This window comes from Sphingomonas sp. Leaf20 (genome assembly GCF_001421535.1).
Lineage (GTDB): Bacteria > Pseudomonadota > Alphaproteobacteria > Sphingomonadales > Sphingomonadaceae > Sphingomonas.
The window spans coordinates 192676-210036 of sequence record NZ_LMKN01000001.1; the positions used below are offsets into that span (position 1 = coordinate 192676).

Below are 17361 nucleotides of genomic sequence, written 5' to 3' on the forward strand. Positions count from 1 at the left end.
CGCTAGCCCTACCCCCTTAAAGGGTTAGGCCAGTTTCGCCTTCACCTCGTCAGCGACGTTCTGCGGCACTTCGTCGTAATGCGAGAACTGCATCGAGTATTGTGCACGGCCCTGCGTGAACGAGCGGAGCGAATTCACATAGCCGAACATGTTGGCCAGTGGCACCATCGCTTCGACCGTCTGCGCGTTGCCGCGGCTGTCGGTGCCCTGGATCTGTCCACGACGGCTGTTCATGTCGCCGATGACGTCGCCCAGATAGTCCTCCGGGGTAACGACCTCAACCTTCATGACCGGCTCGAGCAGCGTGATACCCGACTTCTGTGCGGCTTCGCGCATTGCGCCACGTGCACAGATTTCGAACGCCAGTGCCGACGAGTCGACGTCGTGATACGCGCCGTCATACAGCACGATCTCGAAATCGATGATCGGGAAGCCGACCAGCGAACCCGACGCGGCGGTCTCGCGGAAGCCCTTCTCGATCGCAGGCAGATATTCCTTCGGAATGTTGCCGCCCTTGATCTCGTCCTTGAACGTGATGCCCGACCCGCGCTCGCCCGGCGTCAGCTTCACCTTCACGCGACCGAACTGCCCGGTACCACCCGACTGCTTCTTGTGCGTGTAGTCGATGTCGACCGGCTTCTTGAGGTACTCGCGATACGCCACCTGCGGCGCGCCGACATTGGCCTCGACCTTGAACTCACGCTTCATGCGGTCGACCAGGATCTCAAGATGGAGCTCGCCCATGCCCTTGATGATGGTCTGGCCCGACTCGGGGTCCGACGACACGCGGAACGAGGGGTCCTCGCGTGCGAGACGATTGAGCGCGACGCCCATCTTCTCCTGATCGGCCTTCGTCTTCGGCTCCACCGAAAGCTCGATCACGGGCTCGGGGAATTCCATCCGCTCGAGGATGATCGGTGCGTTCATCGCGCAGAGCGTGTCGCCCGTCGTCGTGTCCTTGAGGCCTGCGAGCGCGACGATGTCGCCAGCGAAGGCTTCCTGGATGTCCTCACGGCTGTTCGCATGCATGAGCAGCATGCGGCCGACCTTTTCCTTCTTGTCCTTGACCGAGTTGGTGACCTGCGATGCGGTCTCCAGCTTGCCCGAATAGATGCGGGCGAAGGTCAGCGTGCCGACGAACGGATCGTTCATGATCTTGAACGCCAGCGCCGAGAACGGAACCTCGTCCGACGAAGGACGCTCGTCCGGCGTCACGCCGTCGAGCTTCAAGCCCTGGATCGCGGGAACGTCGAGCGGCGAAGGCAGATAGTCGACCACGGCGTCGAGCAGGGGCTGGACGCCCTTGTTCTTGAACGCCGAACCGCAGACCACCGGCACGAATGCCATGCTGAGCGTACCCTTGCGGATCAGCTTCTTGAGGTCGGCGACGCTTGGCTCGTTACCCTCGAGATAGGCTTCCATCAGAGCATCGTCCTGCTCGACGGCCATCTCGATCAGGTCACTGCGATACTTGGCGGCATTGTCGGCCATGTCGGCCGGGATGTCCTGATATTCGAACTTCGCGCCCAGGCTCTCTTCGAGCCAGATGATCGCGCGGTTCTCGACGAGGTCGACGAGGCCCTTGAAGCCCCCTTCCATGCCGATCGGCAAGTACAGGACCGCCGGACGCGCGCCGAGGCGTTCGATGATCGAGTCGACGCAGAAATAGAAGTCGGCACCGGTGCGGTCGAGCTTGTTGACGAAGCACATGCGCGGCACGCCGTACTTGTCGGCCTGACGCCACACGGTCTCGGACTGCGGCTCGACGCCGGCAACGCCGTCGAAGCATGCGACCGCGCCGTCGAGGACGCGCAGCGAACGCTCGACTTCGATCGTGAAGTCGACGTGGCCGGGCGTGTCGATGATGTTGATAAGGTGCTCTTCGCCCTTACCTTCTTCGGCGCGCCACTTGCAGGTGGTTGCAGCCGACGTGATCGTGATCCCGCGCTCCTGCTCCTGCTCCATCCAGTCCATCGTCGCGGTGCCTTCGTGCACTTCGCCGATCTTGTAGGACTTGCCGGTGTAATAGAGGATGCGCTCGGTCGTCGTCGTCTTGCCGGCGTCGATGTGCGCCATGATGCCGATGTTACGGTAACGTTCGAGCGGATGGCTGCGGGCCATGATCGTGCTTCCTTAAGGATATGGGGAGCCGAACGTGCCGGCTCCCCAATATATAGGTGTTTGCGTTACGGGCGAAAGACCGCCCGTGACACGGTTACCAATGCTAGGCTTCGAAGCCCGCTGTTACCAGCGATAGTGCGAGAATGCACGGTTGGCTTCTGCCATCCGGTGCGTGTCTTCGCGCTTCTTGACCGCGTTGCCGCGGTTGTTCGCGGCGTCCATCAGCTCGCCCGACAGCCGTGCGGCCATCGTGTTCTCGCTGCGCGAACGTGCCGCACCGATCAGCCAGCGGATCGCCAGCGCCTGTGCACGCTCGGGACGCACTTCGACGGGAACCTGGTAGGTTGCACCACCGACGCGACGCGAACGAACTTCGATGCCCGGCTTCACGTTGTTCAGCGCATCGTGAAACACGCCGATCGGATCGCGCTTTGCGCGGCTCTCGACGGTTTCGAATGCACCGTACACGATCAGCTCTGCGACGGACTTCTTGCCGTCCAGCATGACGCTGTTCATGAACTTCGACAGAACCTCATCCCCGAACTTGGGATCAGGCAGGATGACCCGCTTTTCGGGACGACGACGACGTGCCATTTTATATTCCTTCTAAACTTCAGCCTGTGTGATCAGATACCTGATCGGCTTACTTCGGACGCTTGGCGCCGTACTTGGAACGCGACTGACGCCGGTCCTTCACACCCTGTGTATCGAGCACGCCGCGCAGGACGTGATAGCGAACACCCGGAAGATCGCGGACACGACCGCCACGGATCAGGACAACCGAATGCTCCTGAAGATTGTGGCCCTCGCCCGGGATGTAGCTGATGACTTCGCGCTGGTTGGTCAGGCGAACCTTGGCCACCTTGCGCAGAGCCGAGTTCGGCTTCTTTGGGGTCGTCGTGTAGACGCGGGTGCAAACGCCGCGCTTCTGCGGGTTGGCTTCCATCGCAGGGACCTTCGACTTGGCCTTCTGCGGATCGCGGCCCTTGCGGACCAGCTGGTTGATCGTCGGCATTGAAGCCTTCACCTTTCAAATGGTTACTTTGCTGGAGCCATTGAGGCGCCTGAGAATACAAAAAGGACCATCGACGCGCACACGGCGCCCCTCAGGTCCTGGAATGCATCCAGCAATGTTCAAGCATGCCCGGCGGGAAACACTCCCGAAGAACAGGGCGCGCCTATAGGTCAGGACGCGGCGCGGGTCAACGGGCCGGAATCGGTTTGCGACGCCTGCAATCCGCCCCCAAACGGGGGAGGACCGCTGGCCGGCCCTACCGTGACCGCGCCCCGATCACAGTCAGCAGCGTCTTCTCGAATCGCTCCGGATCCTCGACCTGCGGCGAATGGCCGAGCCCGTCGAGCGTCAGCAGCGTCGCATTGGGCATCTGCTTCACCGCGCGCGGCGCGATCACGGGGATCGCCTCGAGGAACTTGCGCAGGTTCGCCGGGGCCTGCGCGCGGCCGAAGGCGGTCTTGTCGAGCGTACCGACGATCAGCGTGGTCGGCGGCGTGACGCGGTACAGCTCGTGCGCGACCGGCTGCGTTCGGATCATTTCGCTGGCCTTCGCCTGCGCGAGCGCCACGCTGTCACGCCCTGCCCCCTGGTACATGCCCGCCTGCATCCAGACCCAACGGTCATAGGACGGCTTCCACGTTCCGTGATAATAGTTCTCGAGCTGATACGCCTTGATCGACGCGTAGCTCGTCTTCTTCTCGCCGGCCCACAAGGTATCGACATCGGTATAGGGCACACCATCCTCCGAGCGGTCCCTCAGCCCGAGCGGATTGACGAGAACCAGCCGCTCGACCGCCGCCGGGTACAGGATCGCGTAGCGCATCGCGAGCATCCCGCCCATCGAATGCCCGACGATCGTGGCGCGCGGGATCCCCCGCGATTCGAGCAACCGCCGCGTGAACGTCGCGAGCATCTCGAAGCTGTACTGCGCCGCGCGCGGCTTGGACGACTTGCAGAAGCCGATCTGGTCGGGAACGATCACGCGGTAGCCGGCGCCGCTCAGCGCGCGCGCCGCGCTCCCCCAGGTCGCGCCGCAGAAATTCTTCCCGTGGAGCAGCACGACGGTGCGGCCATTGGGGCGCTGCGGCGCAATATCCATGAACGCCATCTGCGCGGGCGCGCCGATGATATCGACCTCCATCGTCTGGACCGGCCAGGGATAGGCGAACCGCTCGAGCATCGGTCCGAAATCGGGAACGGCGGGCGGCTGATCCGCTGCAACCAGCATCAGCGCGGCAGGCAGGACGGTGACGCGCGCGACCGCGCGGCGGAAATAACGTGACATATCAGGCTCCCTTTGCCCGCTTCCTATCCTGCGCATCGGCCATCGTCACCCCGACGCCTGACACGCGGCGCGCGCCGACTCACGGCCTTAGCCGCTGACACCATCTCGCAGACGACGCGTGCCCGCCGGTTGCACGAACGGCAATCGTCACGATCGCATGATCGGGTGCTTGCCCTCCCCCGGACATGGCGCTAGAGCCCGCCACCGCACAGGAGTGTAGCTCAGTTGGTTAGAGCGTCGGTCTCCAAAACCGAAGGCCCTCGGTTCGAATCCGAGCACTCCTGCCATTTCTCGCATCGTCGTCCGCATCCGGCACCTCGACCATCGCGTCCAGGGACCTCGCTTCGTTGCGAGTATCACGATTGCAAGAAATGCATTTGTTAATGCAATTTGCGCAGTTGTGAAGTTCGGTGCTGCGATGCACAAAGAGTGTGCCTTTCAGGCATCCTCTCCTAAAACTTTCATGGCCGGTCTCTGACCGGCCTTTTTTTTCGTCCGCAGCAGGTGTATCCAGATCACGCGATCGTCACGCCGGACAATAAAACAGAAACGTGGGAGCGGAGCCGCCGGCATGACCGGCACCGGCAGACGGCCGACGGGGGATCGAGCCAATCGCTCTCCCCCGTACCTTCCTCCCCAATCGCCCACGCTGTCGCGCGCCCTCCCCATTACGAGTCCCATCGGCCGCGCCCCGGCCCCTCGCCGTGCGCCCCCTTGCGTTCCCCCTGCGCGGAAGCTATCTGCGCCGCCATCCGACAGCAGACCGGACCCACGCCCCTGCTCTTGCAGGCTGCCCTCACCGGGGCGCCCTTCACAAGAAGCGGGTAACGGGTCTATGACTTGCTTCCTTCTTTTCCCAATCAGGCGGGTTCGAACAGCATCGTGGCTAAAACGTCCCCACTCGAATTCATCCGGCAGGTCCGCACGGAAACCTCCAAGGTCACGTGGCCGACGCGTCGCGAGACGATCATGACCGGCGTGATGGTCGTCATCATGACGACGATCCTCGCGGTCTTCTTCTTCGGCGTCGACTCGATCCTTCAGGCGATCGTCACCGCCCTTCTGAAACTCGCTCAATAAGGTCCGCACATGGCGCGCTGGTACATCATTCACGCCTATTCGGGTTTCGAGGGCAAGGTCCGCGACTCGATCATGGCAGAGGCGACCCGCATGGGTCTCGAACAGCTCGTCGAGCAGATCGAAGTCCCGACCGAGACGATCACCGAGGCCCGTCGCGGCAAGAAGATCGCGGTCGAGCGCAAGTTCATGCCGGGCTATGTGCTCGCCAAGCTGAACATGAACGACGACGTCTATCACCTCGTCAAGAACACCCCCAAGGTGACCGGCTTCCTCGGCAGCATGGGCAAGCCGCAGGCGATCAGCGAGGCGGAAGCCACGCGGATGCTCAACAGCAAGGAAGAGGCCGCTGCTGCGCCCAAGCAGAAGGTCAAGGTCGACTACGAGATCGGCGATCAGGTCAAGGTGCTCGACGGTCCGTTCGCGAGCTTCAACGGTCTGGTCGAGGAACTCGATTTCGACCGCAGCCGCGTCAAGGTGTCGGTCTCGATCTTCGGCCGCGCGACGCCCGTCGAGCTCGAGTTCGAACAGGTCGAACGCTCGAAGTGATCCAATGGGGCGGCACATCAGCCGCCCTGCTCACCCCGCGGTCCTGACGACCGTCAGGACCGCGGGGCTCTTTTCAGGCCGTGACCGCCGGCTCGCCCTAGCGCTTCGCCACGACGCGTGCCGCCGTCGCCTCGATCTCTACGAGGAAATTGGGCCCCGCGAGTGCTGCGACCTGTATGGTCGACCGCGCGACGGTTTCGGGGTTCTCCGCATTGCCGAAGAACATCTTGAACCCCTCGTTCATGCCCGCGAAATCCATCTTTCCATCGGTCCGCTTCGGATCCGCCGCGACGAACACCGTCAGCTTGTAGACGTCGCGCATGGTGTAGCCATGCTCGGCCAGGATCCCCTTTATCTTGGTCAGCACGCTGATCGTCTGCGTCCTGGTATCGCCGAACGAGTCCACCCCGGTGACGGGCTTGGACGGATCGATCGGTGCCGCCAGCTGACCCGACAGCACCAGCGTCTCCGCCCCCGCCGGGATCGTCACGCTCTGCAGGATCAGCGAGGGCGTCGCTCCCGGATTGGCGTGCCGGACGATCTGCGCCGCACAGGTCGTCGGCGTGAGCAGTGCCGCCGCGACTCCCGCCGCCATGATGCTCCAGCGCGCCGCGATGTTCGTGTCAAAAGCCATTATCGTTTCTCCCGTGAATGTGATGCCGGCTCCGTCAGGCGCCGGCTGGATCGTGCAGCGTCTTGTGCATCGGCACGAACGGGACCGCGATTCCGCCCGCGTCGACCGTGACGCCCGCCGCGGCGATGAAACCATGGCCGCGATAGAAGGCGACGCCCGACAATGTCGCCATCAGCGCGAGCGCGTCGAACCCCGCTGCGCGCGCCGCCTTCTCGCTGGCGTGCATGATCGCCGAACCGACGCCGCGGCGGACATAGTCGGGCGCGGTGAACATCGCGCGGACCCGGGCAGCATCGCGTCCGGGCACCAGCAAGGCCGGTGACCGGTCGGCATAGCGGTCGCTGCCGAACAGCGTCGCGAACCGGCTCCAGCCACCGCACCCCGCCAGCCTGCCGTCGATCTCCGCGACCAGATAGCTGCCGTCGTCGACGAGCTGGCTGTCGACCCCGAAGATGTCGCGGATTGCCATCGCCAGCGCATCGGGGGCGTAGAACGTGCGCCCCAGCGCGGCGGCGGATCGCGCGATCAGCGCTTCGAGCGCGGGGATGTCCGCCCGCGTCGCCACCCGGATCGATACCCCGCGCCCGTCGCTTGCCGCGACACCCTCCGCACCGGCCAATCCCGCACCGGTCGATTCCGCACCGGTCACCCCCGCATCCGCCATCACGCCGCCGCTTTGACCGGCTGGGTGACGCCATCGCCGCGCTGCATCGCTGCAACGGACGCGATCGCGTGGTGCGCGGACTGGATCGCGCCTTCCTGCCAGCCCGGCGTCTGGCTGAGCGCGGCGCTTGCAAAGACCGTGCGCCCCGCCGGCCGGTTGAGCAGGCGATAGCCGTCGGTGTCGATGTCCCCCTCCTGATGCCCCGCCATCCCGACGAACCAGTTGGGCCACGGCCCCAGGCTGTACGGCACCTTGTTCCAGTTGACCGCGACGCCGTTGATCAGGTCCTTGCCGTGCCCCGGGTGCAGCCGCTCGACCGCGGCGCGCGCGCGCGCGACCTGATCCGCGATCGGCAGCCTCGCGAACCCCTCGGCGCGCTCGCCCGAGGTATAGCAGGCGAGCAGCATCCCGCGCGGACTGAACAGCCCTGCGCTCGGATACCAGATCAGCGACGTATCGCCCCCGACGAACGAGATACCGCCATAGATCTGGTCCTTTTCCCAGAAGCGCGGCGCATCGAACGCGACCTTGTTCGAATGGTCATAGACCACGCCGGCGATCGCTTCGGTCACGGGCTTGGCAAAATCGCAATCGACCTTTGCGAGGACGGGGAACGGGATCGTGCACACGGCAAAGTCGGCCACCGCGATCCGGCCCGCACCGGTCTTGGCATCGCGCCAGGCGATCTCGACACTGTCGGGGCGATTGCGGATCCGCGTCACCTCGGCGCCGCGCACGACCTTGCGCGTCAGCGCGCGCTCGAACCCGGCCGGGATCCGGTCCATCCCGCCGACCGGCTGGAACATCGTCGCCTGCATGTAGACATTGTCCTCGAACAGCATCGCCGGAAGCTGTTCGTTGGCGAGCAACTGCCCGAGCGGGACGGGCGCGGGCGGTCGCGCGAACACCCCGACGCCCGCATCGGGAAACGCCTGGAACCCCGAGCGCAACGTCCCTGCGAAATGCCCCTGCGGATCGAGGTCGCCATAGGTCTTGAGGAACGGCAGCAACGCCTGCTTGTCCGCAGCGCTCAGGCTCTGGTCGAGCGATCCCTGGTTGACCGCCTTCATCAGCAGCTCGGCGACATGGCCGCGCGTGTCGTTGATCGCGGTGCGCATCCGCACCTTGTCGCCCTTTGCATTCATCAGGAAGGCGCTGCGGCTGGAATTGATCTCGACCTCGAGCGGCACACCCAGTTTGCCGCAATAGCCAAGGATGCGGTGATGGAAGCTCGGCAGGCGCGCCGGCCCCGCGTTGAAATAGGCGCCCTCCGAAAACCGCGCGATCTGGTCCGCCTCGCCGTTCATCACGATCCGGTCGCCGTCACGCACCGTCCAGTTGCGCCCGCCGACCCGGTCGCGCGCTTCGAGCACGGTGACGTCGAACCCGGCAGCCTGAAGTTCATAGGCAGCGACCAGCCCCGCAATCCCGGCGCCCAGCACGATCACCGACTTGCCCTTGCCGAACCCGGCCGGCAGGTCGGGCATCGGCGCCGCCGCCGCGACGTTGCCGGCAATCCCCAGTGCCTCCATCGCACCGAAGGTCGCGGCCGCGCCGCCCGCCATGCCGATATGCTGTAGAATCGATCGCCGCGTGATCATGTGTGCCGCCCCCGTTTACGCACCGCAACCGCGGCGCTTCCCCTGGAAAGTCGCTCACCTTTCCAAGCGGCCGGACCTTGCGGTCCGGACACCGGCACACTCCCCCATCGACCGAAATGCCATGCATCTCGGCTCGTTATCGTTCGTCCCTGACTTTATTATGCTTGCATGACACCCTAATGGGATCGCGTACGCAAGCGATATTTTGTCGTTTTCAACGGCACGCCTATACCAATATTGCGCATCACAGGATCACGACCATCTTTCGACATCGTTTATCCATCCTGCCACTTCGCTGGTCTTCTCTGCGATCCGCCGACCCGACAATAGCGACCTCGGCAACCCTCGCAGCATCCGCGGCGTTATCCCCCCGCACATGATCAAGGTCGCCAGCTACAACATCCACAAGGGCATCGGGCTCGATCGCCGGCGCAATCCCGAACGCGTGATCGAGGTCCTGCGCGAGATCGACGCGGACGTCGTCGCGCTGCAGGAGGCGGACCGGCGCTTCGGCACACGCGCCTGCGTCCTGCCGTTCCACATGCTCGAAGATCACAGCGACTGGAAGCCGATCCCCGTCGGTCTAAACGCGCTGAGCATGGGCTGGCATGGCAATGTCGTGCTCGTCCGCAAGTCCGCGACGATCGAGGCGTGCGACGCGATCCATCTCCCCTCGCTCGAACCGCGCGGCGCGGTGATGGCCGACGTCCGCACGGCGGGCGGGATGATCCGCGTCGTCGGGATGCACCTCGACCTGTCGGGGCTCTGGCGGCGGCGACAGGCCGCGGCGATCCTCGCGCATGTCGACGCCTGTGCGGCGCGGCGTCCGACCGTGTTGATGGGGGACCTAAACGAGTGGAGTGCCGGGTCGGGCTGCCTGCGCGATTTCGGCCGCGATTTCACCTTTGCCGAGACCGGCGCGAGCTTCCATTCACGGCATGCGATCGCCCGGCTCGACCGGATCATGACATCGCGCGATCTCCGCGTCGTCGAATGCGGCGTGCATACCAGCCCGGCCGCGCGCAAGGCGTCGGATCACCTGCCGATCTGGGCGACGCTGGCCCCCGCATGACCGCCCACGCCCCCCATATCGCCCCCTTCCGGATCCGCGGCGGCTGACCCGGTGCGCGAGAAGGAACTTCGCCTCGCCCTTGTCTGCTACGGCGGGATCAGCCTCGCGGTCTACATGCACGGCATCACCAAGGAGATCTGGCACCTCGTCCGCGCCAGCCATGGGCATCATGACGGCACGCCGCGCGGCAGCGGGAGCCAGGCGGTCTACCGCGACCTGCTCGAGGAGATCGAGGCGCAGGGCGAATTACGCGTCCGCGTCCTTGCCGACATCATCGCGGGCGCGAGTGCGGGCGGGATCAACGGCATCTTCCTCGCACAGGCAATTTCGACCGGCCAGAGCCTCGACCCGCTGACCGACCTCTGGCTGAGTTCCGCCGACGTCGAAGCGCTGATCGATTCGACCGCAGCGCCGCGGTCGCGCTTCTCGAAGGCCTGGGCGCTCCCGCTTGCGTGGGTTGCCGCGGGGCGCACCGCCGACAAGGTCCAGACGCTCGACGATTCAACGCGCGAGGAGGTCAAGGCGAAGCTGTCGCACTTCGTCCGCTCGCGCTGGTTCGAGCCGCCATTCGGCGGCGCGACCTTTACCGGGCTGCTGCTCGATGCGTTCGACGCGATGGCAGCGAGCACGCGCGGGCCGCGACTGCTTCCCCCCGGCCAACCGCTCGACCTCTACGTCACCGTCACCGACTTCACGGGCCATCCCGAACGGCTCAAGCTCAATTCGCCGCCCGAAGTCGTCGAGACCGAGCACCGCGTCGTCGTCGACTTCTCCGATCATGGCATCGCGACCGACAGCCTCGCCGACATTCCCGAGCTTGCGTTTGCCGCACGTGCGACGTCGAGCTTTCCGGGGGCGTTCCCGCCGTTCGTCGTCGCCGAACTCGACGGCGTGCTCGATGCGCGGACGACGACATGGCCGGGCAAGGCCGCGTTCCTCAAGCGCATCCTGCCGCGTCAGTCCGCGACCAATACCGCCGAGCAGGTCGTGCTGATCGACGGGTCGGTGCTTGCCAATGCCCCGTTCCGCCCCGCGATCGACGCGCTGAAGGACCGCCCCGCGCGTCGCCAGATCGACCGGCGGTTCGTGTATATCGACCCCTCGCCCGGGATGAAATTTCGCCTGCCGCCGCAGGACGGTACGCCGGGTTTCTTCCAGACGATCATCGGCGCGATCAGCGAGCTCCCCCGCCAGCAGCCGATCCGGGACAATCTCGACGCGATCGCGGCGCGTTCGGCGCAGATCGACCGGATGCGCGCGATCGTCGATGCGATCCGTCCCGACGTCGAGGCGGAGGTCGAGTCGCTGTTCGGGCACACGCTCTTCCTCAACCGCCCGACCGCCGCGCGGCTCGTCGCATGGCGCGCGCGCGCGCAGAAGGCGGCCGCGGCCAGCGCGGGCTATGGCTATGCCGCCTATGGCCATTTGAAGGTCGCGGGCGTCGTCGAGACGCTCACCGGGCTTCTGTACCATGCCGGTGGCGAGCCGGGCCCCGAGCGCTGGGCCCGGATCCGCGCCGCGATCGCGACGACGGTCACCGCGAGCGGTGCGGAGGCGATCGGTGCGGCACATGGCGGGGGCGCGAGTGCGGAGACGATCGCCTTCCTGCGCCGGTTCGACCTGTCGTTCCGGATCCGCCGCCTGCGGCTGATGGCACGACGCCTGACCGTGCTCGAGGCCGATGTCGACGAGGCCGGGCTCGCCCCGATCCGCGATGCGATCTACGTCGCGCTCTCGGCCTATCTCGAATGCCAGCGCGCCGACAAGCATACGGGGCTTCGCCATGCGGTCCGGTCGCTGCGCGGCGACGCCACCGCATTGCTCGACGCGCTTGGCCAGTCGCTCGACCTGGCGCGGCTCGATGCAGAAACCGACGTCCGGCTGGCGGACGCATTCGCGGCGCTCGACAAGCCCGTCCGCCGATCGATGCTGCTCGCCTATCTCGGCTTCCCCTATTTCGACACAGCCACGCTGCCGCTGCTCCAGGGCGAAGGGCTCGACGAATTCGATCCGATCAAGGTCGACCGGATCGCCCCCGACGACGCGGTCGCGATCCGCTCGGGTGGCGCCGAGGCAACGCTGAAGGGTATCCAGTTCAACAGCTTCGGTGCCTTTTTCAGCCGCGCCTACCGCGAGAACGACTATCTCTGGGGGCGGCTGCACGGTGCAGAGCGGATGATTGACATCACCGTGTCGACGTTGCCGGCGTCGGTCCGGATGAAGCCCGGCCGCGTTGCTGCGATCAAGCGCGCCGCCTTCGTCGCGATCCTTGATGAGGAGGAGGGCCGGCTGACAGCGATCCCCGCGCTTTTCGCCGATCTGCGCCGCGAAATCGGGTGATCGCGCGAATACTCCGAAAAATCCCGCGACGCTCAAGGCTGGCCAAACCCGACCTCGACGATTACCCCTGCGCAAATGCAAGGGGATAAGTCATGCAGTTCCTGAAAATCCTGTTCTGGTGCCTGCTGGCGTTCATCGCCGCGGTGTTCACCATCGCCAACTGGGCGACCGTGCCGATCCGGCTCTGGGGCGGGCTGATCGCCGACGTCAATTTGCCGATGCTGTTGCTCGTCACCTTCCTCGTTGGGTTCGTCCCGACCGCGCTCTACAATCTCGCGCTCCGCTGGCGTCTGCGTCAGCGGCTCGCGACCGCCGAGCGCACGATCCTCGACCTGCGCGCTGCGCAGACACCGCCGGCGGGTGCCTATCCGGCCACTGCGACACCGGTCCGGACGTCGCCGGCCGCGGCTCCGACGATACCCGCAAGCGCATCGACGACGACCACGACGATCGCGCCCGTACCGAGTACGACATTGTGACGAACCGAATCTATGTTGCACTCGACACGCCCGATCTGGCGCGCGCCAAGGCGATCGCCGCTCGCGTCCGCCATCATGTCGGCGGGATCAAGCTCGGGCTCGAATTCTTCTCAGCGCATGGTCAGCCCGGCGTCCATGCGATGGCCGAGTTCGGTCTGCCGATCTTCCTCGATCTCAAGCTGCACGACATTCCCAACACCGTCGCCAAGGCGGTGCAGGCACTCGGGACGCTGAACCCGGCGATCCTGACGGTGCATGCAAGTGGCGGGCGGGCGATGCTCGAGGACGCCAAGGCGGCGGCGCCGGCTAATACCAAGGTGATCGCGGTGACGATGTTGACGAGTCTCGACGCGTCCGATCTCGCCGCGACGGGCATCACCGGCAGCGCGCATGACCAGGTCTCGCGGCTGACCGAACTCGCGCACGAGGCGGGCGTCGACGGTATCGTCTGCTCGGGCGCCGAGGTCGCCGCGGCGAAGGCGATCTGGCCCAAGGGATTCTTCGTGGTGCCCGGCGTGCGGCTGCCCGACGGCCAGACCGGCGACCAGAAACGCGTCGTCACGCCCCGCCAGGCGCTCGACGCGGGGGCCTCGATCCTGGTTGTCGGCCGTCCGATCACGCAGGCCGAAGACCCCGACACCGCCGCGCGTGCGATCGGCGCGACGCTGTAAATTGGCCTCGTCATCCTGACGGGCGGCCCCCGCGCAATCATGCCCCCTTCCGTCATCCTGACGAAAGTCAGGATTCAGGGTTACTCAGGGCAGCGCATGGTACTCTGGGTCCTGACTTTCGTCAGGATGACGGGGGGTTGCGAGGGTGGCCCACGCCTCTCTCGCTCGGAGGCATAAAAGGAACACCATGACCACCGCCAAGATCTGCGGCCTCTCCACCCCCGCGACGCTCGACGCCGCGATCCGGCACGGCGCGAGCCATGTGGGCTTCGTCTTCTTCCCCGCCTCGCCGCGCCACGTGACGTTCGCCAAGGCCGCGGAACTCGCCGCGCGCGTGCCGGGGCACGTCGCCAAGGTCGGCGTGTTCGTCGATCCGGAGGACGATATGCTCGAACAGGCGGTCGCGTCGGCAGCACTCGACGTCCTGCAGCTTCACAAGGTGACACCTACGCGCGCCGCCGCAATCCGCGCGAAGTTCGGGACCGAGACCTGGGTGGCCGTGGCGGTGCGCACGCGCAGCGATTTGGATGCCGCGCATGGGTTTGCAGGGGTCGCGGACCGCGTCCTGTACGACGCGAAGACGCCCGACTCGGCCGCGCTGCCCGGCGGCATGGGGCTTCGGTTCGACTGGGACCTGCTCGACGGGTTCAAGCACCCCCTCCCCTGGGCGCTGTCGGGCGGGCTCGATCCGGCGAACGTTGGAGAGGCGATCCGGCGAACGGGAGCAGAACTGGTCGACGTGTCCTCGGGCGTCGAAACCGCGCCCGGTACCAAGGATGAAACGAAGATCGCGGCGTTCCTGAAGGCCACCACCGCCTGACATGGTCACCCGCGAAGGCGGGTGCCCAGACTGGATCCCCGCCTTCGCGGGGATACAAGGGCTTGGCGCACCGTACCGAGGTGCTAAAGCGCGTCCCATGAACGCTCCCCTCGCCCCCAATTCCTACCGCGCCCAGCCCGACGAGCGCGGCCATTTCGGCGACTTCGGCGGACGCTATGTCGCCGAGACGCTGATGCCGCTCGTCCTCGAACTCGACGAGGCGTACCGCGCCGCCAAGGCCGACCCTGCGTTCAAGGCGCAGTTCGACGACCTGCTCGAACATTATGTCGGCCGCCCAAGCCCGCTCTACTATGCCGAACGCCTGACCGAGGCGCTGCGCGAGTCCGCTCCCGAAGGCATGGGCGCGCAGATCTGGTTCAAGCGCGACGAGCTGAATCACACCGGCGCGCACAAGATCAACAACTGCATCGGCCAGATCCTGCTCGCGATCCGCATGGGCAAGACGCGGATCATCGCCGAGACCGGCGCGGGCCAGCACGGCGTCGCGACCGCGACGGTCTGCGCGCGCTTCGGCCTGCCGTGCGTGATCTACATGGGCGCCAAGGACGTCGAGCGTCAGGCGCCCAACGTGTTCCGCATGAAGCTGCTCGGCGCCGAGGTCCGCCCCGTTACCAGCGGCGCGCACACGCTGAAGGACGCGATGAACGAGGGCATGCGCGACTGGGTCGCGAACGTCCACGACACCTTCTACATCATCGGCACCGCCGCGGGGCCCCACCCCTATCCCGAGATGGTCCGCGATTTCCAGAGCGTGATCGGCACCGAGGCGCGCGCGCAGATGCTCGCGCGGACCGGTCGCCTGCCCGACATGCTCGTCGCCGCGATCGGCGGCGGATCGAACGCGATCGGGCTGTTCCATCCGTTTCTCGACGATGCCGACGTGCAGATGCTCGGCGTCGAGGCGGCGGGCCACGGGCTCGACAAGCAGCACGCGGCGAGCCTGGCGGGGGGCTTCCCCGGCGTGCTCCACGGCAACAAGACCTATCTGTTGCAGGACGAGGACGGCCAGATTACCGAGGCGCATTCGATCTCGGCCGGGCTCGACTATCCCGGCATCGGCCCCGAGCATGCGTGGCTGCGCGACATCGGCCGCGTGCAATATGACAGCGCGACCGATACCGAGGCGCTCGACGCGTTCCAGTTGCTGTGCCGCACCGAAGGCATCATCCCCGCGCTCGAACCATCGCATGCCATTGCGACGGTGACGAAGAAGGCGCGCGCGATGCGGCAGGACCAGATCATCCTCGCCAACCTGTGCGGCCGCGGCGACAAGGACATCTTCACGGTCGCCGAAGCACTCGGGGTGGCGATTTGAGCCGCCTCGCCGCCACCTTTGCGCGCACCGCAGCCGCCGGTCGAGCAGCGCTCGTCGCGTTCGTCACGGCGGGCGATCCGTCGACCGCCGCGACAGCTACGATCCTCGACGCGCTCGTCGCGGGCGGCGCGGATGCGATCGAGCTCGGCATGCCGTTCACCGATCCGATGGCCGACGGCCCCGCGATCCAGGCCGCGAACATCCGCAGCCTCGCGCAGGGAACACGCACCGCGGACATCCTCGCGATCGCGACCGCGTTCCGCGCGCGGCATCCGGACACGCCGCTCGTTTTGATGGGTTACGGCAACCCGATGCTCCGGCGCGGCGCGGACTGGTTCGCGCAGGCCGCCGCCGCCGCCGGAGTCGATGGCGTGATCTGCGTCGACGTACCGCCCGAGGAAGACGATGCGCTCGGACCGCAGTTGCGCGCCGCGGGGATCGACCTGATCCGCCTCGCCACGCCCACGACCGATGCCGCGCGCCTGCCGACCGTGCTCGATGGCGCGAGCGGGTTCCTCTATTACGTCTCGGTCGCCGGAATCACCGGACTGCAACAGGCGCAGCAGGGCTCGATCGAAGACGCCGTCGCGCGGCTGAAAGCGCAGACGGACATCCCGGTCGCGGTCGGCTTCGGCATCCGCACGCCCGAACAGGCCGCCAATGTCGCGCGCGTCGCCGATGGGGTCGTGGTCGGCTCGGCGATCGTCGAACTCGTCGCGCAGCACGGCACCGCTGCGGCCGAGCCCGTCCGCGCCTATATCAAATCTCTCGCCGATGCCGTCGCGTCGGCCCGAAAGGAAATTCCCATGGAGATTGGGGCATGAGCTGGCTCAACAGCGTCCGCAACGTCCTGCCCTTCGTTGCAAAGCGCGAGACGCCCGAGAATCTCTGGCACAAGTGCAAGGGCTGCGGGCAGATGGTCTTCACCAAGGAACTCGAGGACAATCTCTACGTCTGCCCGAAATGCGATCATCACGACCGCATCGGGCCGAAGGTCCGCTTCGCACAGCTGTTCGACGAGGGCAGCTGCAGCGAGCTCCCCGCGCCGAAAGTGCCCGAGGATCCGCTCAAGTTCCGCGACCAGAAGCGCTACACCGATCGCCTCAAGGCGGCGCGCACCGACAATAGCGAGCAGGATGCGCTGATCAACGCCCGCGGCGCGATCGACGGCCACCGCGTCGTCGTCGGCGTGCAGGATTTCGGCTTCATGGGCGGCTCGATGGGGCTCGCGGTCGGCGAGGCGTTCGTCCGCGGCGTCGAGGCGGCGATCGAGGACCACGTGCCCTATGTGATCTTCACCGCGAGCGGCGGCGCGCGCATGCAGGAGGGCATTCTTAGCCTCATGCAGATGCCGCGCAGCACGGTTGCGATCCAGATGCTCCACGATGCGGGGCTGCCCTATATCGTCGTGCTGACCGATCCGACCTCGGGCGGCGTGATGGCGGCCTATGCGATGCTCGGTGACGTGCAGATCGCCGAGCCCAAGGCGACGCTGGCCTTCACAGGCCGCCGCGTGATCGAGAGCACGATCCGCGAGAAGCTGCCCGACGATTTCCAGACGTCGGAATATTATCTCGAGCACGGGATGATCGACATGGTCGTCCACCGCAAGGATCTGCGCGAACAGCTCGGCACCGTCATCGGCTATCTGAGCGCGCGCGAAGCGGCGTAACGTACTCCCTCTCCCCTCCGGGGAG

At 66.1% G+C, this 17361-nt stretch carries 17 protein-coding genes and 1 tRNA gene; 11 read left to right on the forward strand and 7 right to left on the reverse strand.

What is annotated here, in order from left to right:
- Positions 1 to 24: 24 nt before the first annotated feature.
- From fusA to ASE72_RS00890, 4 genes are all read right to left on the reverse strand, one after another.
- Complete coding sequence (gene fusA, locus ASE72_RS00875) at positions 25 to 2121, reverse strand: elongation factor G (RefSeq protein ID WP_056015555.1); 2097 nt, start codon at positions 2119 to 2121, stop codon at positions 25 to 27.
- Positions 2122 to 2244: 123 nt separating this feature from the next.
- Positions 2245 to 2715: a 30S ribosomal protein S7 gene (rpsG, locus tag ASE72_RS00880; RefSeq protein WP_031393769.1), complete on the reverse strand. Its 471-nt coding sequence runs from the start codon at positions 2713 to 2715 to the stop codon at positions 2245 to 2247.
- A 49-nt stretch (positions 2716 to 2764) separates the two neighbouring features.
- Positions 2765 to 3136, reverse strand: a complete 372-nt coding sequence (gene rpsL / locus ASE72_RS00885; RefSeq protein ID WP_010164594.1) for a 30S ribosomal protein S12 — start codon at positions 3134 to 3136, stop codon at positions 2765 to 2767.
- Positions 3137 to 3392: 256 nt separating this feature from the next.
- Positions 3393 to 4421, reverse strand: coding sequence for an alpha/beta fold hydrolase (locus ASE72_RS00890; protein ID WP_056015557.1), 1029 nt, complete (start codon positions 4419 to 4421; stop codon positions 3393 to 3395).
- A gap of 210 nt (positions 4422 to 4631) precedes the next feature.
- On the opposite strand from ASE72_RS00890, the gene ASE72_RS00895 reads away from it, so the two are divergent.
- The 3 genes from ASE72_RS00895 (at position 4632) to nusG (ending at position 6047) form a co-directional block, all read left to right on the forward strand.
- A tRNA-Trp gene (locus ASE72_RS00895) sits at positions 4632 to 4708 on the forward strand.
- A 595-nt stretch (positions 4709 to 5303) separates the two neighbouring features.
- On the forward strand, positions 5304 to 5501 hold the full coding sequence (gene secE / locus ASE72_RS00900; protein WP_056018608.1) for a preprotein translocase subunit SecE: 198 nt from the start codon (positions 5304 to 5306) through the stop codon (positions 5499 to 5501).
- A 9-nt stretch (positions 5502 to 5510) separates the two neighbouring features.
- Complete coding sequence (nusG, locus tag ASE72_RS00905; protein WP_031393771.1) at positions 5511 to 6047, forward strand: transcription termination/antitermination protein NusG; 537 nt, start codon at positions 5511 to 5513, stop codon at positions 6045 to 6047.
- Positions 6048 to 6144: 97 nt separating this feature from the next.
- On the opposite strand, the gene ASE72_RS00910 is transcribed toward nusG, so the two are convergent.
- Genes ASE72_RS00910 through ASE72_RS00920 form a run of 3 tightly spaced genes read right to left on the reverse strand, consistent with a single transcriptional unit; the run spans position 6145 to position 8946 of the window.
- Positions 6145 to 6681 carry a RidA family protein gene (locus ASE72_RS00910; RefSeq protein ID WP_056015560.1) on the reverse strand — a complete coding sequence of 179 codons (537 nt, stop codon included), beginning with the start codon at positions 6679 to 6681 and terminating at the stop codon, positions 6145 to 6147.
- 34 nt (positions 6682 to 6715) lie between these two features.
- Entirely contained in the window at positions 6716 to 7330 is a 615-nt protein-coding gene (locus ASE72_RS00915; RefSeq protein WP_235532181.1) for a GNAT family N-acetyltransferase, read from the reverse strand.
- Between the two features lie 14 nt (positions 7331 to 7344).
- Complete coding sequence (locus tag ASE72_RS00920; RefSeq protein ID WP_327196448.1) at positions 7345 to 8946, reverse strand: flavin monoamine oxidase family protein; 1602 nt, start codon at positions 8944 to 8946, stop codon at positions 7345 to 7347.
- 376 nt (positions 8947 to 9322) lie between these two features.
- Between ASE72_RS00920 and ASE72_RS00925 the strand changes: the two genes are divergently transcribed.
- The 8 genes from ASE72_RS00925 (at position 9323) to accD (ending at position 17336) form a co-directional block, all read left to right on the forward strand.
- Entirely contained in the window at positions 9323 to 10018 is a 696-nt protein-coding gene (locus tag ASE72_RS00925) for an endonuclease/exonuclease/phosphatase family protein (RefSeq protein WP_056015562.1), read from the forward strand.
- Positions 10019 to 10069: 51 nt separating this feature from the next.
- Positions 10070 to 12358, forward strand: coding sequence for a patatin-like protein (locus ASE72_RS00930; RefSeq protein WP_056015564.1), 2289 nt, complete (start codon positions 10070 to 10072; stop codon positions 12356 to 12358).
- Positions 12359 to 12450: 92 nt separating this feature from the next.
- Positions 12451 to 12837, forward strand: a complete 387-nt coding sequence (locus ASE72_RS00935) for a LapA family protein (RefSeq protein ID WP_082445710.1) — start codon at positions 12451 to 12453, stop codon at positions 12835 to 12837.
- Positions 12834 to 13508 (forward strand): orotidine-5'-phosphate decarboxylase, encoded by a 675-nt coding sequence (gene pyrF / locus ASE72_RS00940; protein ID WP_056015567.1) that lies wholly within the window; start codon positions 12834 to 12836, stop codon positions 13506 to 13508. The genes ASE72_RS00935 and pyrF overlap by 4 nt, the downstream gene beginning before the upstream one ends.
- Before the next feature lie 187 nt (positions 13509 to 13695).
- The gene (locus tag ASE72_RS00945) at positions 13696 to 14328 is read left to right on the forward strand and encodes a phosphoribosylanthranilate isomerase (RefSeq protein ID WP_056015569.1); all 633 of its coding nucleotides are present in this window, start codon (positions 13696 to 13698) and stop codon (positions 14326 to 14328) included.
- 97 nt (positions 14329 to 14425) lie between these two features.
- Positions 14426 to 15664: a tryptophan synthase subunit beta gene (gene trpB / locus ASE72_RS00950; RefSeq protein ID WP_056015571.1), complete on the forward strand. Its 1239-nt coding sequence runs from the start codon at positions 14426 to 14428 to the stop codon at positions 15662 to 15664.
- Complete coding sequence (trpA, locus tag ASE72_RS00955) at positions 15661 to 16488, forward strand: tryptophan synthase subunit alpha (RefSeq protein WP_056015573.1); 828 nt, start codon at positions 15661 to 15663, stop codon at positions 16486 to 16488. The genes trpB and trpA overlap by 4 nt, the downstream gene beginning before the upstream one ends.
- Positions 16485 to 17336, forward strand: coding sequence for an acetyl-CoA carboxylase, carboxyltransferase subunit beta (accD, locus tag ASE72_RS00960; RefSeq protein WP_056015575.1), 852 nt, complete (start codon positions 16485 to 16487; stop codon positions 17334 to 17336). Before trpA ends, accD begins: the two co-directional genes overlap by 4 nt.
- Positions 17337 to 17361 lie beyond the last annotated feature (25 nt).